The following is a 14,132-nucleotide window of genomic DNA, read 5'->3' as shown; positions in this document are numbered from 1 at the left end:
GTCAGATCCCCTGCCAGTCCGGCTTGGCGGCGTAGGTGGCGCGGAAGTAGTCGGCGAGCTTCAGCTTGGCGGCCGCGGCCTCGTCGACGACGACCGTCGCATGCGGGTGGAGCTGCAGCGCCGAGGCGGGGACCAGCGCGGCGACCGGGCCCTCGACGGCCTGGGCCACTGCGTCGGCCTTGCCCTCGCCGGTGGCGAGCAGCACCAGGTGGCGGGCTTCCAGGATGGTGCCGATGCCCTGGGTGATGACGTGGTGCGGGACCTCGTCGAGGCTGTCGAAGAACCGGGCGTTGTCCTCCCGGGTCTGCTGGGTCAGCGTCTTGATACGGGTACGGGAGGCGAGCGAGGAACACGGCTCGTTGAAGCCGATGTGCCCGTCGGTGCCGATGCCGAGCAGCTGGAGGTCCACCCCGCCGGCCTCGCTCAGCGCACTGTCATACGCCGCGCAGGCGGCCTGGACATCCTTGGCCGTGCCATCGGGCCCCATGAACGAGTCCTCGCCGAGACCGAGCGGCTCGACGACCTCGCGCAGGACCACCGAACGGTAGGACTCGGGGTGCCCTGCGGGCAGGCCGACATACTCATCGAGCTGGCAGACACGGGCACGCGAGGCGTCCACCTCTCCGGCCCGGACCTTGGCCGAGAGCGCCTGGTAGATGGGCAACGGGGTCGAGCCAGTGGCCACGCCGAGCAGCGCGTCGGGCTTGCGGCGCACCAGGGTGGCGAGGGCCTCCGCGATGAGTGCGCCGCCTGCCGTGGCGTCCGGGACGATGACAACTTCCACGCTTGGCCTGCCGTTCTGGAGAATGGACTCATGTGGTATAGACCAATCTACCAGAGGGTGACCCGCCAGGCCCTGAGGTGTTCCCCAACGGCCGGACACGTTTTCCCGTCCGCTCGATGACCATCCGGCCACGCGACCGTACGGCCGGGAGGGGCCGCGGCAGCCGAGCCGCCCCCGTCAGAGCAGAACGCCACCCGTCGCGTCGATCCAGTGGCCCGTCACCCAGCGGCTGTCGTCCGAGGCCAGGAAGGCCACCACGTCGCCCACATCGGTGGGGTCCGCGACCCGGCCCAGCGGGGATATGTCGCTGACCGCCTGCCGCGCATCGGCATTGGCCTCGCCTTGCAGCCAACCGGCGTTCATATCCGTGTTGACCACGCCGGGTGCCACCGCGTTGACCGTGATCGCCCGCGGGCCCAGGTCCTTGGCGAGGGTCGAGGTGAACACATCGATCGCGCCCTTGGTCATGGCGTAGGCGATCAACTCGGGCTTGGCCGCGCCGCGTGTCAGCCCCGTCGAGACATTGATGATCCGCCCGCCGTCCCGCAGGCGGCTCAGCCCCTGCTGGGCGATGAAGAACGGCGCCTTGGTGTTGACCGCGAAGAGGCGGTCGAAGTCCTCCGTTGTCACCTCGCCGATCCGCTTGAGCGTCCCGTCGACCGCCTTGTTGATCCCGGCGTTGTTGACCAGGATGTCCAGCCCCTCGGCCTGCTCGTCGAACGCGGCCCACAGCGTCCCGGCGTCGTCCGGGACCCCCAACTCGGCCCGGACCGCGAAGGCCTGGCCCCCGGCGGCCTCGATCGCCGAGACCGTTTCCTTCGCCGCCGCCTCGTCGCGCCCGTAGTGCACGGCCACCCGTGCGCCGTCCCTCCCCAGCCGCTCCGAGATCGCCCGGCCGATTCCCCTGCTGCCGCCCGTCACCAGTGCCGTCTTGCCGCTGAGTGCACCGCTCATGTCAGGCCCCCCATTTCCGTATGCGTGTGTGCGTCAGTCGAGCGCACGCCGGTACCGCATCGAGCAGTTTTCTGTATCGCTCGCTACATAAAAACCGTAGCACGCCTTCCGTACCGACCGCTATAGAATTCATGGCATGGCGACCAAGGAGACGAAACAGCGCGGGCGGCCCCGGTCCTTCGACCGTGAGACGGCCCTGGAGCAGGCGGTTCGGTCCTTCTGGGAGCAGGGATACGAGGCCACGTCCATCTCCGACCTCACCCGCGCCATGGGCATCAGCGCCCCCAGCCTGTACGCCGCCTTCGGTGACAAGCGGGCGCTGTTCGACGAGGTCGTGGCCGAGTACGGGCGGCTGTACGGCGGCTTTCTCTCCCGTGCCGTGGCCGAGGAGCCGACCGCCCGCCGTGGTGTCGAACGGGCGCTGCGGGAGGCTGCGGCCGAATACACCCAGCCCGGCCGCCCCCGCGGCTGCCTCGTCATCAGCGCCGCGCTCAACACGGGCCCCGCGTCCGCCGAAGTCGCCGCATCCCTGCGGGAGATGAGGCTGTCGACAGTGCGGGAGATCGAGCGCAGCATCCGGGCGGACATCGCGTCCGGCGAGCTCCCCGCCGATACGGACGCGAGCGCGCTGGCTCATTACGTGGGCGCCGTCGTCCAGGGCATGTCGCAGCAGTCCCGGGACGGCGCGGACCGGCCCACGCTGGAAGGGATCGCCGCAGTGGCGATGGAGGCGTGGCCTGCGACATAGAAGGAGAGGGGAGGGAGAGGGAGTAAGGAGAAGGGGCACGCACCGTAGGGCCGTCCATAAGGCCCGCCCCGTAAGGCGGCGCTGTCCACCCGCGCCCCGGAATACCGCCCCCAGAAACACCCGCGGGCCGCGGCGCCGGGACAGGACCCTCAACCTGTCCGGCACCGCAGCCCGGAGCTACCATCGGCCGGCCCCGCTTCCGGGCGGGATGTACCCCAATGTGCGGTAGGGGTACGGTCCCGTCCTGGGACCGGTCGATCGGAGGCCTCGGCGCAGTCAGGGCAGAGAGCGCTTCCGGCCTCGTTCCACTCTCCTGTGCGGGGAGAGCGGAGGATCGGAGTCTGGGGTGTCCCCCAGAGGTGTTGTACCAGAGATTGTGGACTAGACCATTCTGATCTGTCCATGCTCGTGCGAGCACAACAAGTACACCGTACGCCGGTAGGCTCCCATACGTGCCCTCCATGAACGATCTCGTACGCCAGCACACCGCTCTGAGCGACTCCGACCTTGAGTGGCTGCACCTGCTGGTCTCGGAGTGGCAGTTGCTCTCCGACCTGTCCTTCGCCGATCTCGTCTTGTGGGTCCCCACGCTCGACGGCACCCGCTATGTCTCGGTCGCCCAGATGCGTCCCAACACCGGCCCGACCTCCTACCAGGACGACATGGTCGGCCATCTCGTTCCGCGCGGCCGCCGCCCGATGCTGGACTCCGCCCTCGACGAGGGCCGGATCGTTCGCGAGGGCGACCCGGAGTGGCGCGAGGAGGTGCCGGTACGCGTCGAGTCCATCCCGGTCCGCCGTGAGGGCCGGGTGCTCGGTGTGATCGCCCGCAACACCAACCTGCTGACCGTACGGACCCCCAGCCGGCTGGAGCTCACCTACCTCCAGAGCGCCTCCGACCTCGCCCAGATGATTGCCGCAGGATCGTTTCCCTTCCCCGGCCAGCAGGTCGACATGGATGCCTCGCCGCGCGCCGGCGACGGGCTGATCCGGCTCGACGGCGACGGCGTCGTCCAGTACGCCAGCCCCAACGCGCTCTCCGCCTACCACCGGCTCGGTCTCGCCGCCGACCTGGTGGGCCACCACCTCGGCCAGACCACCGCCGAACTCGCGCCCGCCCGCGGCCCGGTGGACGAGGCCCTGGTCAAGCTCGCCAGCGGCTGGGCACCGCGGGAGTTCGAGGTCGAGGGCGACGACGGTGTGATCCAGCTGCGCGCGATCCCCCTCAAGCCCAAGGGGACGCATATCGGCTCGCTCGTGCTGCTGCGCGATGTGACCGAGCTCCGCCGCCGTGAGCGCGAGCTGATCACCAAGGACGCCACCATCCGGGAGATCCACCACCGGGTGAAGAACAACTTGCAGACCGTCGCCGCGCTGCTGCGGCTCCAGGCCCGACGGATGGACTCCGAGCAGGGCCGCGAGGCGCTCAACGAGGCGGTGCGCCGCGTCGGTTCGATCGCGATCGTGCACGAGACGCTGTCCCAGAACCTCGATGAGCGGGTCGAGTTCGACGAGATCGCCGACCGGGTGCTGGCCATGGTCGCGGAGATCGCCCCGGGCAAGGTGACCGCCCGCCGCACCGGCCGCTTCGGCATCCTGGACGCCGAGGTCGCCACGCCGCTGTCCATGGTGCTCACCGAAGTCCTGCAGAACGCCCTGGAGCATGCCTTCGCCCCGGGGGAGCACGGCACGGTCGAGGTCGGCGCGGTGCGCGGCGGCAGTCGTACGGAGCCGCGTCTGCTGGTCACCGTCCAGGACGACGGCCGCGGGCTGCCCGAGGGTTTCGATCCGCAGCGCGCCGGCAACCTGGGGCTGCAGATCGTACGGACCCTGGTGGAGGGGGAGTTGGGCGGGACGTTCGACATGGTGCGGGCGCCCGAGCGCGGCACCCAGGTCATCCTCGACGTCCCCGTCCGGCCCGAGAAGCAGCACTGAGAAAGCAGTACTGAGCAGCGGCACCGGCTCTGAACAGCAGCAAGCCCCGGACCCATCCGGTCCGGGGCTCAAAGCTCATATCGCGATGCGATTACCGCCCAGGCGTTGCCGCTCTGGGGGAGCATCGGGGGGTACTGCGCGCTGCGGCTCGGGGGCCACGGGGTGTCTGGCTCAGGCGCTGGCGTTGCGCGCCCGGTTACGAGCCGCACGGCGCTTCATCGCGCGGCGCTCGTCCTCGCTCAGACCGCCCCAGACGCCGGAGTCCTGGCCGGACTCAAGCGCCCACTGCAGGCACTGCTCCATGACGGGGCAGCGGCGGCAGACAGCCTTGGCTTCCTCGATCTGCAGCAGCGCAGGACCGGTGTTGCCGATAGGGAAGAAGAGCTCGGGGTCTTCTTCGCGGCAAACGGCGCGGTGACGCCAGTCCATGGCTGCTCCATCTCCTCGTATGACGGGAACGTTGCTTGTGAATGTGAACGCTTTCACGAATCCCTCCACAAGGGAAGGCCCGAACCCCAGTTGTGAACTGGTGCGGTCCTGTGGAATGAGGAGGAGGATTCGGGCTCTCAAGGGGGCCGGTAAAGCGGCCGTCCCGATCGCCATGAAGAGACTCGCAAACCTCGGCGGCGGATACAACCCCTTCCGGAAACTTTTTTTTGATTCCTTGGTGTCGCCTAGCTCACAGCCGTCATTCCAGGGGGTGGAAGTCAGCCTAAACGTTCGAGTGAAAGGACTTTAGGCCCTACTGCTCACACAATCACACGCAGTGCACGGCGAACGCCTGTGAACGTCACACTCGTACGCAGTCCCAGGTGGTCACCGTCCATCTGAAAGGGCAGTGGCACCTGTGATTGCAAGGTGAAGTCCGTCAGATCGTGCAGAGACACCGCATGCTTGCCATGGGGGCCGCGGTCGGCGGTTGACGCCAGCAGCTGGGTCGCGTACCGGGCCGCCGACGGGTACGAGAGCTTGCTCAGTGCGAACAGATCCAGCGCCGAGTCGAACGATGCTTCAGGGGATGGGTACACCGGGCGATTGCCCAGGTAGGTCCAGGGGGAGGTGTTGCAGATTATGGACATCACGAGGCCCTCGACGACGTCGGCGGAGCCCTCGGTTCCGCCCGGCCGTTCGAGGGTGATGGTGCCGTGCCGGCGGTTCGCCTCGCCCATGAACTGCCGTACGACCTGTCGCACGTACAGGGCGTGGGTCGAACGCTTGCCGCGTTCGCGCTGCTGCTCGACCCGGCCGACGACGCCCGCGTCAAACCCGAAGCCCGCGCAGAAAGTGAACCAGCGGGCCGGTACGCCCTCGTCGTCGGTGCCCGGGGTGCCCGAGGCCAGCCCCAGGCCGACCGTGCGCTCGGTGCCGTCGCGCAGCGCGTCCAGAAGGGCGCCGGTCGCCTCGACGGCGTCGTTGGGCAGCCCGAGAGCGCGGGCGAAGACATTGGTGGAGCCGCCGGGGACGACCGCCAGCCGGGGGTGCGAGTCCGGATCGGGGCCGTTCGCCAGCAGACCGTTGACGACTTCGTTGACCGTGCCGTCGCCGCCGAGCGCCACGACCAGCTCGGTCTCGCCGCCCTCGGTCGCCTGCTGTGCCAGGTCACGGGCGTGCCCGCGGTATCTCGTCTCGGCGACCTCCAGATCGAGGTCGCTGGCGAGCGCGTGGGTGAGTACGTCACGGGTGCGGGCACTGGTGGTGGTTGCTGCGGGATTGACCACGAGAAGTGCGCGCATGTGCAGCAGCGTACCTACCTGCAGGTACCCGCTTCGATCCCCGGTCGGTCTCCGGGGCGACCCGGCGTCCCCGGGCGCCGGCGCTACCCTGCTGGGGTGAGCAGTCAGCAGAAGCAGTCCGCGCCCCGAGCCACCGGCACCCCCGCCGTGCCCGAGCCGACCGGCCCGCGGCCCGCCCGGCTGAGCGCCGCCGCGGCGCTCACCGCCGTCGAAGGGCTGGCACTGGCCGCCATGGGCGGGTACATGCTGATCATGGGACTGGCCGGTTCGCCGGACAGCCCGCAGCAGGCGGAGATGGGCGGGCTGACGATCCTGGCGCTGGCGGCGCTGCCGCTGGTCGCCGCGCGCGGGCTGTGGCTGCGCCGCCGCTGGAGCCGCGGCCCCTCGCTGATCACCCAGATCGTGGCGCTGCCGGTGGCCTGGACGCTGGTCAAAGGCGGTGGCGCACTGATCGCGGCCGGCGCCGGGCTGGCCGTGGCCGCGCTGGTCGTCCTCGTGCTGCTGGTCAACCCGACGGCCACCGAGGCGCTGGGCATCGGGCCCCGGGAAACGGAGTAGGCGGGGCCCGTACGGACCCCGCCCCGCTCACACCCCGGTCACGCCGGGATCAGGCACTCCGCAGTCACTCACTGCAGTCACTCACTCCGCGGTCACTCCCCGGTCATTCCTCAACGAGCAGCTTGTCGCGCAGCTGGGCGAGGGTGCGGGCCAGCAGCCGCGAGACGTGCATCTGGGAGATGCCGACCTCCTGGGCGATCTGCGACTGGGTCATATTGCCGAAGAAGCGCAGCAGAAGGATCTTCTTCTCGCGCGGCGGGAGGTCCTCCAGCAGCGGCTTGAGGGATTCCCGGTACTCCACGCCCTCCAGCGCCTCGTCCTCCGCGCCGAGGGTGTCGGCAACGGCCGGGGACTCGTCGTCGGTGTCCGGAACGTCCAACGAGAGCGTGCTGTACGCGTTGGCCGACTCCAGGCCCTCCAGGACCTCCTCCTCGGAGATACCGAGGTGCTCGGCCAGCTCATGGACCGTGGGCGCACGGCCGTGCCGCTGGGAGAGCTCGGCGGTCGCGGTCGTCAGGGACAGCCGCAGCTCCTGGAGGCGGCGCGGGACGCGGACCGCCCAGCCCTTGTCGCGGAAGTGCCGCTTGATCTCGCCGACGACGGTCGGGGTGGCGTACGTGGAGAACTCCACGCCGCGTTCCGGGTCGAAGCGGTCCACCGACTTGATCAGACCGATGGTGGCGACCTGGGTCAGATCGTCCAGCGGCTCACCGCGATTGCGGAACCGCCGCGCCAGATGCTCGACCAGCGGCAGATGCATACGGACGAGGGTGTTGCGCAGCTCCGCGCGCTCCGAAGAGCCCTCGGGAAGCTTGCGCAGCTCGTAGAACATCGCCCGGGCGCCGCTGCGGTCATGCGGATCCTGGGAATGCCGCGCATTCTGGGGCTTCTGGTCGGGGCCGGGCGGATCGTGCTGATGCGCCTGCTGCCCCTGCTGCTCGCTCTGGTCCATGTGGTCCGCCCGCTCTGCCTGCTCCGCCGCGTCCAACCGGCCGCCGTGGTCGTCTGCGCCCACCGGATGCGGCCGGGCCTGCTGGTCGGGGATGGTGACACTGGGCGCCATCCGCGCGCCGCGTTCGAGATCTTTCACGGGGCCCCCTGTTCGGTCATGACGGTCCGGGACCGGCGCCGCGCTCCTTGTACAGGCTGATGGTGACCGTGCGGTCCTCGGCGACGGTGGAGTCGACCTTGCCGGCCAGCGCGGAGAGCACCGTCCAGGCGAAGGTGTCGCGCTCGGGGGCGCGGCCGTCGGTCGTCGGCGCCGAGACGGTCACCTGCAGTGCGTCGTCGATGAGGCGGAAGACGCAGCTGAGCACGCTGCCGGGGACGGCCTGTTGCAGCAGGATCGCGCAGGCTTCGTCGACCGCGATCCGCAGATCCTCGATCTCGTCAAGGGTGAAGTCCAAACGGGCTGCGAGTCCGGCTGTGGCCGTACGCAGCACAGACAGGTAGGCACCCGCAGCGGGCAGTCGGACTTCCACGAAGTCCTGAGTCCCGGGCTCGCCTGCGATCTGGGACACCCTCACCTCCAAGGTGGCACAAGCTGGTTGAGCTGGTATGCGTGAACAGTTCGAGTGTTGCGCAGAATCCGCGCCGGTCGTCTCTTCTCTCCGGTGAGAGGAAACTCCCTCCGGTGAAAGGAGAACGATCCGGCGCAGCTCATGGTTCGGCTGCGACGCTATCGCGATCTGCGGGCCGGTGTCGCCCGGACGGAGCATGGGTGCCTCCGGACCACGATCCTGCCGCGGTTATCAGGCACGAGGTTGTCACTGATTGTAAAACTACGGGCACATACAGTGGCTAGTGGTGTGCGCTATCAAATCCATACCGATTACGCTCCGTTGGCACGCGCGGAGCCGGCGAGATTGTGCAGCGCATTTCCAGTGAGCCGGAAGACCGTCCATTCGTCCATGGGCTGCGCACCGATCGACCGGTAAAAGCCGATGGACGGTTCATTCCAATCCAGGACCGACCACTCGAAACGCTCGTAGCCGCGGCTCACGCAGATCTCCGCGAGGGCCGCCAGCAGCGCCTTGCCGTGGCCGCCGCCGCGTGCCTCCGGCCGTACGTACAGGTCCTCCAGATAGACACCGTGTGTGCCCGTCCAGGTCGAGAAGTTCCGGAACCACAGGGCAAAGCCCACGGGTTCGCCGTCCGCCTCCGCTATGAGCGCGAAGGCCGCCGGCTGGTCGCCGAAGAGGGCCTCTTTCAGCTGCGGCTCGGTGGCCTGGGCGGCCTCGGGGGCGCGTTCGTAGGCGGCCAGCTCGCCGATCATGGCGAGGATGACGGGGACGTCGGCGGGGGTCGCTGCGCGAATCATGCCGAAAGGCTAAAGGGGCGTCCGGGAGCGTCTTACACCAGGAGCTCGTCGGTGAAGCACCAGCGCCAGGAGGCGCCCGGCTCGAACGACCGCATCACCGGGTGGCCGGTCTCCTCGTAGTGCGCGGTCGCATGCCGGTACGGCGAGGAGTCGCAGCAGCCGACATGGCCGCAGACCAGGCACAGCCGCAGCTGTACGGGGTGGCTGCCGGCGGCCAGGCACTCCGGGCAGGTGGCGCTCAGCGGGGCCGGCTCGGCGCGCGGGAGTTCGAGAACATGCGTGCACTCACTCATGCCGAAACCTCGCTTCGCTCGGCCCCGCATTCGCGAGGCACGCACCTCTTGATGGTTCTCTCGCTGCGCTCACTCACGCCGAAACCTCGCTTCGCTCGGCCTCGCATTCGCGAGGCACGCACTTTTTAATGATTCGCTCGCTGCACTCGCTCATGATGGCCAGGTTAGATCGCGGGGACGGATGGCGACGAGCGAGGGGACGGGGCCCGGACCGATGGATGTGATGCCGCTGTTGCTGCTGGTCGCGGGGAGTGCGGCGGTCGCGGGGCTGGCGCGGCGCACGCCCGTCCCGGCACCGTTGCTGCTGGTCGCCGCCGGACTCGCGGCCTCCTACATCCCCGGAGTGCCGGACTACACCCTCGATCCGCACATCGTGCTGCCGCTGCTGCTGCCGCCCCTGTTGCACACCGCGGCCCTGGACAGCTCGTATCTGGACCTGCGGGCCAACGTGCGGCCGGTGGCGCTGCTGTCGTTCGGGTACGTCCTCTTCGCGACCCTGGTGGTCGGCTACGCGGCCTACCTGGTCATCCCGGACCTGCCGCTGCCCGCGGCGCTCGTCCTGGGCGCCGTCGTCGCACCGCCGGACGCCGTCGCGGCCACCGCCATCGCCCGCAAACTGGGGCTGCCGAACCGGATCACGACGATCCTCCAGGGCGAGTCGCTGGTCAACGACGCCACCGCGATCACCGCCTACAAGGTCGCGCTGGCCGCGGCCGTGGGGGTCGGCGCCACCTGGGGCAGCAGCATCAGGGAGTTCGCCATCGCGTCCCTGGGCGGCATCGGCACCGGAGTGGTCCTGATGGTGCCGCTGCACTGGCTGCGCCGCCGGCTGAGGGACTCGGCGCTGCTGGAGAACACCCTCGCGCTGCTCATCCCGTTCGTGGCGTACGCGGCCGCCGAGCAGGTCGGGGCCTCCGGGGTGCTCGCCGTCGTCGTGGTCGGCCTCTACCTCGGCCACCGCAACTGGCAGGTCGACTTCGAGACCCGGCTCCAGGAGGAGGCCGTCTGGAAGATGGTCTCCTTCATCCTGGAGTCCGCGGTCTTCGCGCTGATCGGGCTCCAGCTGCCGGTCGTGCTGCGCGGCCTCGGGGAATTCAGCGGCGCGCAGGCGGTCTGGTACGCGGTCGTGGTGTTCGTCGTGGTGGTCGTCGCGCGCTTCGCGTGGGTCTTTCCCGCGACCTTCCTGCCGCGCTTCCTGTCCGCGCGGATCCGCGCCCGGGAGCCCGATACGGACTGGACCGCGCCGGTCATCGTCGGCTGGGCCGGGATGCGCGGTGTGGTGTCGCTGGCCATCGCCTTCTCCATCCCGGACACCGTCCACGGGGGCGGCGACCTCCCGGCCCGCAGCCTCGTGCTCTTCCTGACCTTCACGACCGTCATCGGCACCCTCGTCGTCCAGGGCCTGACGCTGCCGCCGCTGATCCGCGCCCTGAAACTGCCCGGCCGGGACATCCAGGCCGAGACGCTCGCCGAGGCGCAGGCGCAGAACGAGGCGTCCCGGGCGGCCGAGGCCAGCCTGGACGAGCTGCTGGAGGACAGCCGCAACGCCCTGCCCGGTCCCCTCTCGGACCGGCTGCGGACCGTCATGGAGCGGCGCCGCAACGCCGTATGGGAGCGCCTGGGCACGGTCAACAAGGAGACCGGGGAGAGCGCCGACGAGACCTACCGGCGGCTCGCACGGGAGATGATCGACGCCGAGCGGCGGGTGTTCGTCGAGCTGCGCGACGCCCGGCGGATCGACGACGAGATGCTCCGGACGCTGCTGCGCAGGCTGGACCTGGAGGAGGCGGCCGCGTACCGGGAGGGCGCGACGTAGGCCCGGTGGGCGTACCCGTGGGTCAGGGCGTACCCGTGATCACGGCCGCGACCGTACTGCCCGGTGGGAAGGCTCCCTCGCCGGCCAGCGTCGTCAGGCCGAGCAGCACCTTGGCGACGTAGATGCGTTCCAGCGGCAGACCGTGCCGGTTCTCGAAGGCGTCCGCGAACGCGTCCAGCTCGGGGGTGCGGCGGGCGTAGCCGCCGCAGTGGAAGCGGTCCTCAAGCCGCCAGTCGCCGCGCCGCCCCCCGAACGCCGCGCGCTGGAGCTCCTCGACCGTCTCCTGGAGGAAGTGCGGGCGGCCTCCCTTGAGCACGGGGAAGCCGATGGCGCGCTGACCCGGTCCGAGCCCGGCGGCGAGACCGGCCAGGGTGCCGCCGGTCCCGCAGGCCACCGCGACCGTGTCCGCGGTGCCGTGCAGCTCCCGGCCGAGCTCCGAACAGCCCTGTGTGGCAAGGGCGTTGCTGCCGCCCTCCGGTATGACGCGGAAGGCGCCGAAACGGTCGTGCAGGGCGGCGAGGACGTCCGGGCCGGTCTTGCGGCGGTAGGTGCCGCGGTCGACGAAATGCAGCCGCATGCCGTCGGCCGCGCAGCGGGCCAGGGACGGGTTGAGCGGCGCGCCGGCCAGCTCGTCGCCGCGGACGACGCCGATGGTGGCGAAGCCGAGGAGGCGGCCGGCCGCGGCGGTGGCCCGCAGATGGTTGGAGTACGCGCCGCCGAAGGTCAGCAGGGCGCGCTCGCCGGCCGCGGCGGCGGCCCGCAGATTGGGCGCCAGTTTGCGCCACTTGTTGCCCGGCAGGTCGGGGTGGATCAGGTCGTCCCGCTTGAGCAGCAGCCGTATGCCACGGCGCGCGAAGGGCTCGTCCTCGATCTCCTGGAGCGGGGACGGCAGGCGCGGTCGCAGCGCGGCGGGGTCGGGCGGAGCGGGGCTGGTCACACGCCCCATTGTCGCGCGGGGCCGGTCAGGCGGGCGGCCGGCCCCGGGGCATGCTTCCGCCCGTTCGTCCGCCCGCTCGCCCACTTCAGGTGCTCGGACCGCACTTCGGGCGTTCGTCGGTCACTTCAGGTGCTCGGCGATCCGGTCGCGCAGCCCGTCCATCGAGAAGCCGCGCGGATCGACTTTGCCCGGCTGCCACTCCAGATGCCCGATCACCGAGCGCTCCGTCCAGCCGTGCGCCCGGCACACCGCCGCCGCGGCCTTCTCCAGCGCCTCGGCCTGGGCCGGCGGCCACGGGTCCTTGCCGTCGCCGAGGTTCTCGCACTCGAAGCCGTAGAAGGCGCGGTTGCCGTCGGTGTCGGACTCGTTGTCCGGCGGCAGCCGCTTCTCGGCGATCACCGCGCGCAGTACGTCGCCGTCGCCCAGGCCCGCGTGGTTGGCGCGGCCGTAGCCGACGAGATGCACCGTGCCGTCCTTGGTGATCACGCCGTGGCACAGCGGCCCCGGCAGGTCCGGGCGCCCGTCGTGGCAGAGCCGGACGGTGTCCTCGGAGCCGGACGTCGCGGTGTGGTGCACCAGCACGCCGTGCACCGGGCCCCACGGCCCCTTCTCGTTGCGGTGGTGCGTCTTCCAGCCGTCGACTTCGGCGACCCGCAGCCCCTCGGCCTTCAGGGCGTCGAGGAACCGGGCGGCGGACAGCGGCTCGGACATGGCCGACTCCGATCGGTACGCGGCGGCCGCCGACCGCGTACCGCCTCATGCCCCGCTTTTACCGGATTGGTCGACATTGATGGAGCGGAACGGAGTAAAACGGACCGGCCGGTCGGGGCCGTACGAGCGGAATCAGCCGCTCGGTGGTCCGGCCATGCGGTTGTCCTTACGCTCACCCGCACAGGAAAGCGTCACGCTCACCCGCGCAGGAAAGAGTCCCCATGGGTGTTGATGTGTGCCTCCAGAGCGTTGAGCGCTTCCTGGGTCGCCTCGGATGAACCGCTGCCGCTGCGCTCGGCGTAATACGCGGCACCCAGCTTCTTCAGCAGGTCGCCTCCGGCCCGGTGCTGCTGCACTTCTTCGACCTTCTGCTTGCCCTGCTCCAGCCCGTGCTGTGCCTTCTCCTTGGCGCGGTCGAGAAACCCTGCCATAGCTGCCTCCGTGAAGGTCGGTGTCGTAAGGATCAACGGCGCGGACGGCCGCCAGGTTCCCGTGCCAGGCTGGTGCACGTGGGCGAAGAGCGCGACACGAGTGAGCCGCACGGCGCAGCCGGCGCGGCGAGTGCGGCGTACCGGGAGCGGGCGTCCCGGCTGCCCGGGGCCGTGCTGTGGACGAAGGCCACCGGGTCCTCGGCGCGGCCGGTGCTGCCCGACGGCTGCACCGATCTGATCTGGAGCGCGGGGCGGCTGCTGGTCGCGGGGCCGGACACGGGACCGCACCTCCCGGAGACCGTGCCGGCCGATTCCGGCCCCGATAGCGTTGCGGGCAGGGGAGGGGCCCCCGCCGTGGGACTGCGCTTCGCGCCGGGGCAGGGGCCGTCCGTGTTCGGCGTACCGGCCCATGAACTGCGGAATCTTCGTGTGCCGTTGGAGGACCTCTGGCCCGCCGGACGGGTGCGGGAGGCGGCCGAGCGGGTGGCGGCGAGCGGGGCGCCGGGGCGGGTGCTGGAGGAGACCGCGGCGGGACGGCTGCGCGAAGCGGCCGACTTGGCCGGGCTGGCTGACTGGGCTGACCGGGCCGACCGGTCAGGGCTCTCCGGTCGCTCCGCCCGGACCGCGGCGATCGCCGCCGCGCTCGCCCGTGGCCGGCCCGTCGCCGACGTCGCCCTCTCCGCCGGGCTGAGCGCACGCCAGTTGCACCGCCACAGCCTGGACGCGTTCGGATACGGCCCGAAGACGCTGGCCCGGGTGCTCCGGTTCGTGCGCGCCCTCGATCTCGCACGTTCCGGGATGCCGTACGCCGAGGTCGCGGCGCGCGCCGGATTCGCGGATCAGGCGCATCTCGCCCGCGAGGTGAAGTCGCTGGCGGGGGCTCCGATGGGGGTCCTCCTAGGGCCGGGTTAAC

16 protein-coding genes are annotated in these 14,132 nt (G+C 70.5%); 5 read left to right on the top strand and 11 right to left on the bottom strand.

Annotated elements, in window-relative coordinates:
- Position 1: 1 nt before the first annotated feature.
- Positions 2-784, bottom strand: coding sequence for a glucosamine-6-phosphate deaminase (nagB, locus tag AB0I10_RS10285; protein ID WP_363151922.1), 783 nt, complete (start codon positions 782-784; stop codon positions 2-4).
- 177 nt (positions 785-961) lie between these two features.
- The gene (locus AB0I10_RS10280) at positions 962-1,738 is read right to left on the bottom strand and encodes an SDR family oxidoreductase (RefSeq protein ID WP_363151921.1); all 777 of its coding nucleotides are present in this window, start codon (positions 1,736-1,738) and stop codon (positions 962-964) included.
- Positions 1,739-1,874: 136 nt separating this feature from the next.
- Here AB0I10_RS10280 and AB0I10_RS10275 point away from each other — a divergent pair, with 136 nt between their 5' ends.
- Together AB0I10_RS10275 and AB0I10_RS10270 are read left to right on the top strand one after the other, a co-directional pair.
- Positions 1,875-2,486 (top strand): TetR/AcrR family transcriptional regulator, encoded by a 612-nt coding sequence (locus AB0I10_RS10275; protein ID WP_363151920.1) that lies wholly within the window; start codon positions 1,875-1,877, stop codon positions 2,484-2,486.
- A gap of 461 nt (positions 2,487-2,947) precedes the next feature.
- Complete coding sequence (locus tag AB0I10_RS10270) at positions 2,948-4,420, top strand: PAS domain-containing sensor histidine kinase (protein WP_363151967.1); 1,473 nt, start codon at positions 2,948-2,950, stop codon at positions 4,418-4,420.
- A gap of 171 nt (positions 4,421-4,591) precedes the next feature.
- Here the strand turns inward: AB0I10_RS10270 and AB0I10_RS10265 are convergent, their stop codons facing one another.
- Both AB0I10_RS10265 and AB0I10_RS10260 read right to left on the bottom strand, forming a co-directional pair.
- The gene (locus tag AB0I10_RS10265; protein ID WP_003983230.1) at positions 4,592-4,849 is read right to left on the bottom strand and encodes a WhiB family transcriptional regulator; all 258 of its coding nucleotides are present in this window, start codon (positions 4,847-4,849) and stop codon (positions 4,592-4,594) included.
- A gap of 320 nt (positions 4,850-5,169) precedes the next feature.
- Positions 5,170-6,153: a diacylglycerol kinase family protein gene (locus AB0I10_RS10260; protein ID WP_363151919.1), complete on the bottom strand. Its 984-nt coding sequence runs from the start codon at positions 6,151-6,153 to the stop codon at positions 5,170-5,172.
- A gap of 96 nt (positions 6,154-6,249) precedes the next feature.
- On the opposite strand from AB0I10_RS10260, the gene AB0I10_RS10255 reads away from it, so the two are divergent.
- On the top strand, positions 6,250-6,711 hold the full coding sequence (locus tag AB0I10_RS10255; RefSeq protein WP_363151918.1) for a hypothetical protein: 462 nt from the start codon (positions 6,250-6,252) through the stop codon (positions 6,709-6,711).
- A gap of 103 nt (positions 6,712-6,814) precedes the next feature.
- On the opposite strand, the gene AB0I10_RS10250 is transcribed toward AB0I10_RS10255, so the two are convergent.
- The 4 genes from AB0I10_RS10250 to AB0I10_RS10235 all read right to left on the bottom strand — a co-directional run bounded on the left by AB0I10_RS10250 (position 6,815) and on the right by AB0I10_RS10235 (position 9,324).
- Positions 6,815-7,774 (bottom strand): RNA polymerase sigma factor SigF, encoded by a 960-nt coding sequence (locus AB0I10_RS10250; RefSeq protein ID WP_363151966.1) that lies wholly within the window; start codon positions 7,772-7,774, stop codon positions 6,815-6,817.
- 43 nt (positions 7,775-7,817) lie between these two features.
- On the bottom strand, positions 7,818-8,231 hold the full coding sequence (locus AB0I10_RS10245; protein WP_003985353.1) for an anti-sigma factor: 414 nt from the start codon (positions 8,229-8,231) through the stop codon (positions 7,818-7,820).
- A gap of 311 nt (positions 8,232-8,542) precedes the next feature.
- Positions 8,543-9,031, bottom strand: a complete 489-nt coding sequence (locus AB0I10_RS10240) for a GNAT family N-acetyltransferase (protein ID WP_363151917.1) — start codon at positions 9,029-9,031, stop codon at positions 8,543-8,545.
- Between the two features lie 32 nt (positions 9,032-9,063).
- Entirely contained in the window at positions 9,064-9,324 is a 261-nt protein-coding gene (locus AB0I10_RS10235; protein WP_363151916.1) for a UBP-type zinc finger domain-containing protein, read from the bottom strand.
- A 214-nt stretch (positions 9,325-9,538) separates the two neighbouring features.
- On the opposite strand from AB0I10_RS10235, the gene AB0I10_RS10230 reads away from it, so the two are divergent.
- Entirely contained in the window at positions 9,539-11,140 is a 1,602-nt protein-coding gene (locus AB0I10_RS10230; protein WP_363151964.1) for a Na+/H+ antiporter, read from the top strand.
- Between the two features lie 22 nt (positions 11,141-11,162).
- On the opposite strand, the gene AB0I10_RS10225 is transcribed toward AB0I10_RS10230, so the two are convergent.
- From AB0I10_RS10225 to AB0I10_RS10215, 3 genes are all read right to left on the bottom strand, one after another.
- Positions 11,163-12,086, bottom strand: a complete 924-nt coding sequence (locus AB0I10_RS10225; protein WP_363151915.1) for a pyridoxal-phosphate dependent enzyme — start codon at positions 12,084-12,086, stop codon at positions 11,163-11,165.
- A 111-nt stretch (positions 12,087-12,197) separates the two neighbouring features.
- Entirely contained in the window at positions 12,198-12,788 is a 591-nt protein-coding gene (locus tag AB0I10_RS10220) for an N-acetylmuramoyl-L-alanine amidase (protein ID WP_363151914.1), read from the bottom strand.
- A gap of 197 nt (positions 12,789-12,985) precedes the next feature.
- Positions 12,986-13,219 carry a hypothetical protein gene (locus tag AB0I10_RS10215; RefSeq protein ID WP_363151913.1) on the bottom strand — a complete coding sequence of 78 codons (234 nt, stop codon included), beginning with the start codon at positions 13,217-13,219 and terminating at the stop codon, positions 12,986-12,988.
- 78 nt (positions 13,220-13,297) lie between these two features.
- On the opposite strand from AB0I10_RS10215, the gene AB0I10_RS10210 reads away from it, so the two are divergent.
- Entirely contained in the window at positions 13,298-14,131 is an 834-nt protein-coding gene (locus AB0I10_RS10210) for a helix-turn-helix domain-containing protein (RefSeq protein ID WP_363151912.1), read from the top strand.
- Position 14,132: the final 1 nt, after the last annotated feature.

Source organism: Streptomyces sp. NPDC050636 (assembly GCF_040654775.1).
Lineage (GTDB): Bacteria > Actinomycetota > Actinomycetes > Streptomycetales > Streptomycetaceae > Streptomyces.
Note: the sequence above shows the minus strand (reverse complement) of the source record. Positions and strands in the feature narration are given on the sequence as shown.

Bases quoted from the DNA above. Each gene is read 5' to 3' on its own strand.
- AB0I10_RS10280 (WP_363151921.1), bottom strand. From the start codon at position 1,738: ATGAGCGGTGCACTCAGCGGCAAGACGGCACTGGTGACGGGCGGCAGC.
- AB0I10_RS10275 (WP_363151920.1), top strand. From the start codon at position 1,875: ATGGCGACCAAGGAGACGAAACAGCGCGGGCGGCCCCGGTCCTTCGAC.
- AB0I10_RS10270 (WP_363151967.1), top strand. From the start codon at position 2,948: ATGAACGATCTCGTACGCCAGCACACCGCTCTGAGCGACTCCGACCTT.
- AB0I10_RS10265 (WP_003983230.1), bottom strand. From the start codon at position 4,849: ATGGACTGGCGTCACCGCGCCGTTTGCCGCGAAGAAGACCCCGAGCTC.
- AB0I10_RS10260 (WP_363151919.1), bottom strand. From the start codon at position 6,153: ATGCGCGCACTTCTCGTGGTCAATCCCGCAGCAACCACCACCAGTGCC.
- AB0I10_RS10250 (WP_363151966.1), bottom strand. From the start codon at position 7,774: ATGGCGCCCAGTGTCACCATCCCCGACCAGCAGGCCCGGCCGCATCCG.
- AB0I10_RS10240 (WP_363151917.1), bottom strand. From the start codon at position 9,031: ATGATTCGCGCAGCGACCCCCGCCGACGTCCCCGTCATCCTCGCCATG.
- AB0I10_RS10235 (WP_363151916.1), bottom strand. From the start codon at position 9,324: ATGAGTGAGTGCACGCATGTTCTCGAACTCCCGCGCGCCGAGCCGGCC.
- AB0I10_RS10230 (WP_363151964.1), top strand. From the start codon at position 9,539: ATGGATGTGATGCCGCTGTTGCTGCTGGTCGCGGGGAGTGCGGCGGTC.
- AB0I10_RS10225 (WP_363151915.1), bottom strand. From the start codon at position 12,086: ATGGGGCGTGTGACCAGCCCCGCTCCGCCCGACCCCGCCGCGCTGCGA.
- AB0I10_RS10220 (WP_363151914.1), bottom strand. From the start codon at position 12,788: ATGTCCGAGCCGCTGTCCGCCGCCCGGTTCCTCGACGCCCTGAAGGCC.
- AB0I10_RS10215 (WP_363151913.1), bottom strand. From the start codon at position 13,219: ATGGCAGGGTTTCTCGACCGCGCCAAGGAGAAGGCACAGCACGGGCTG.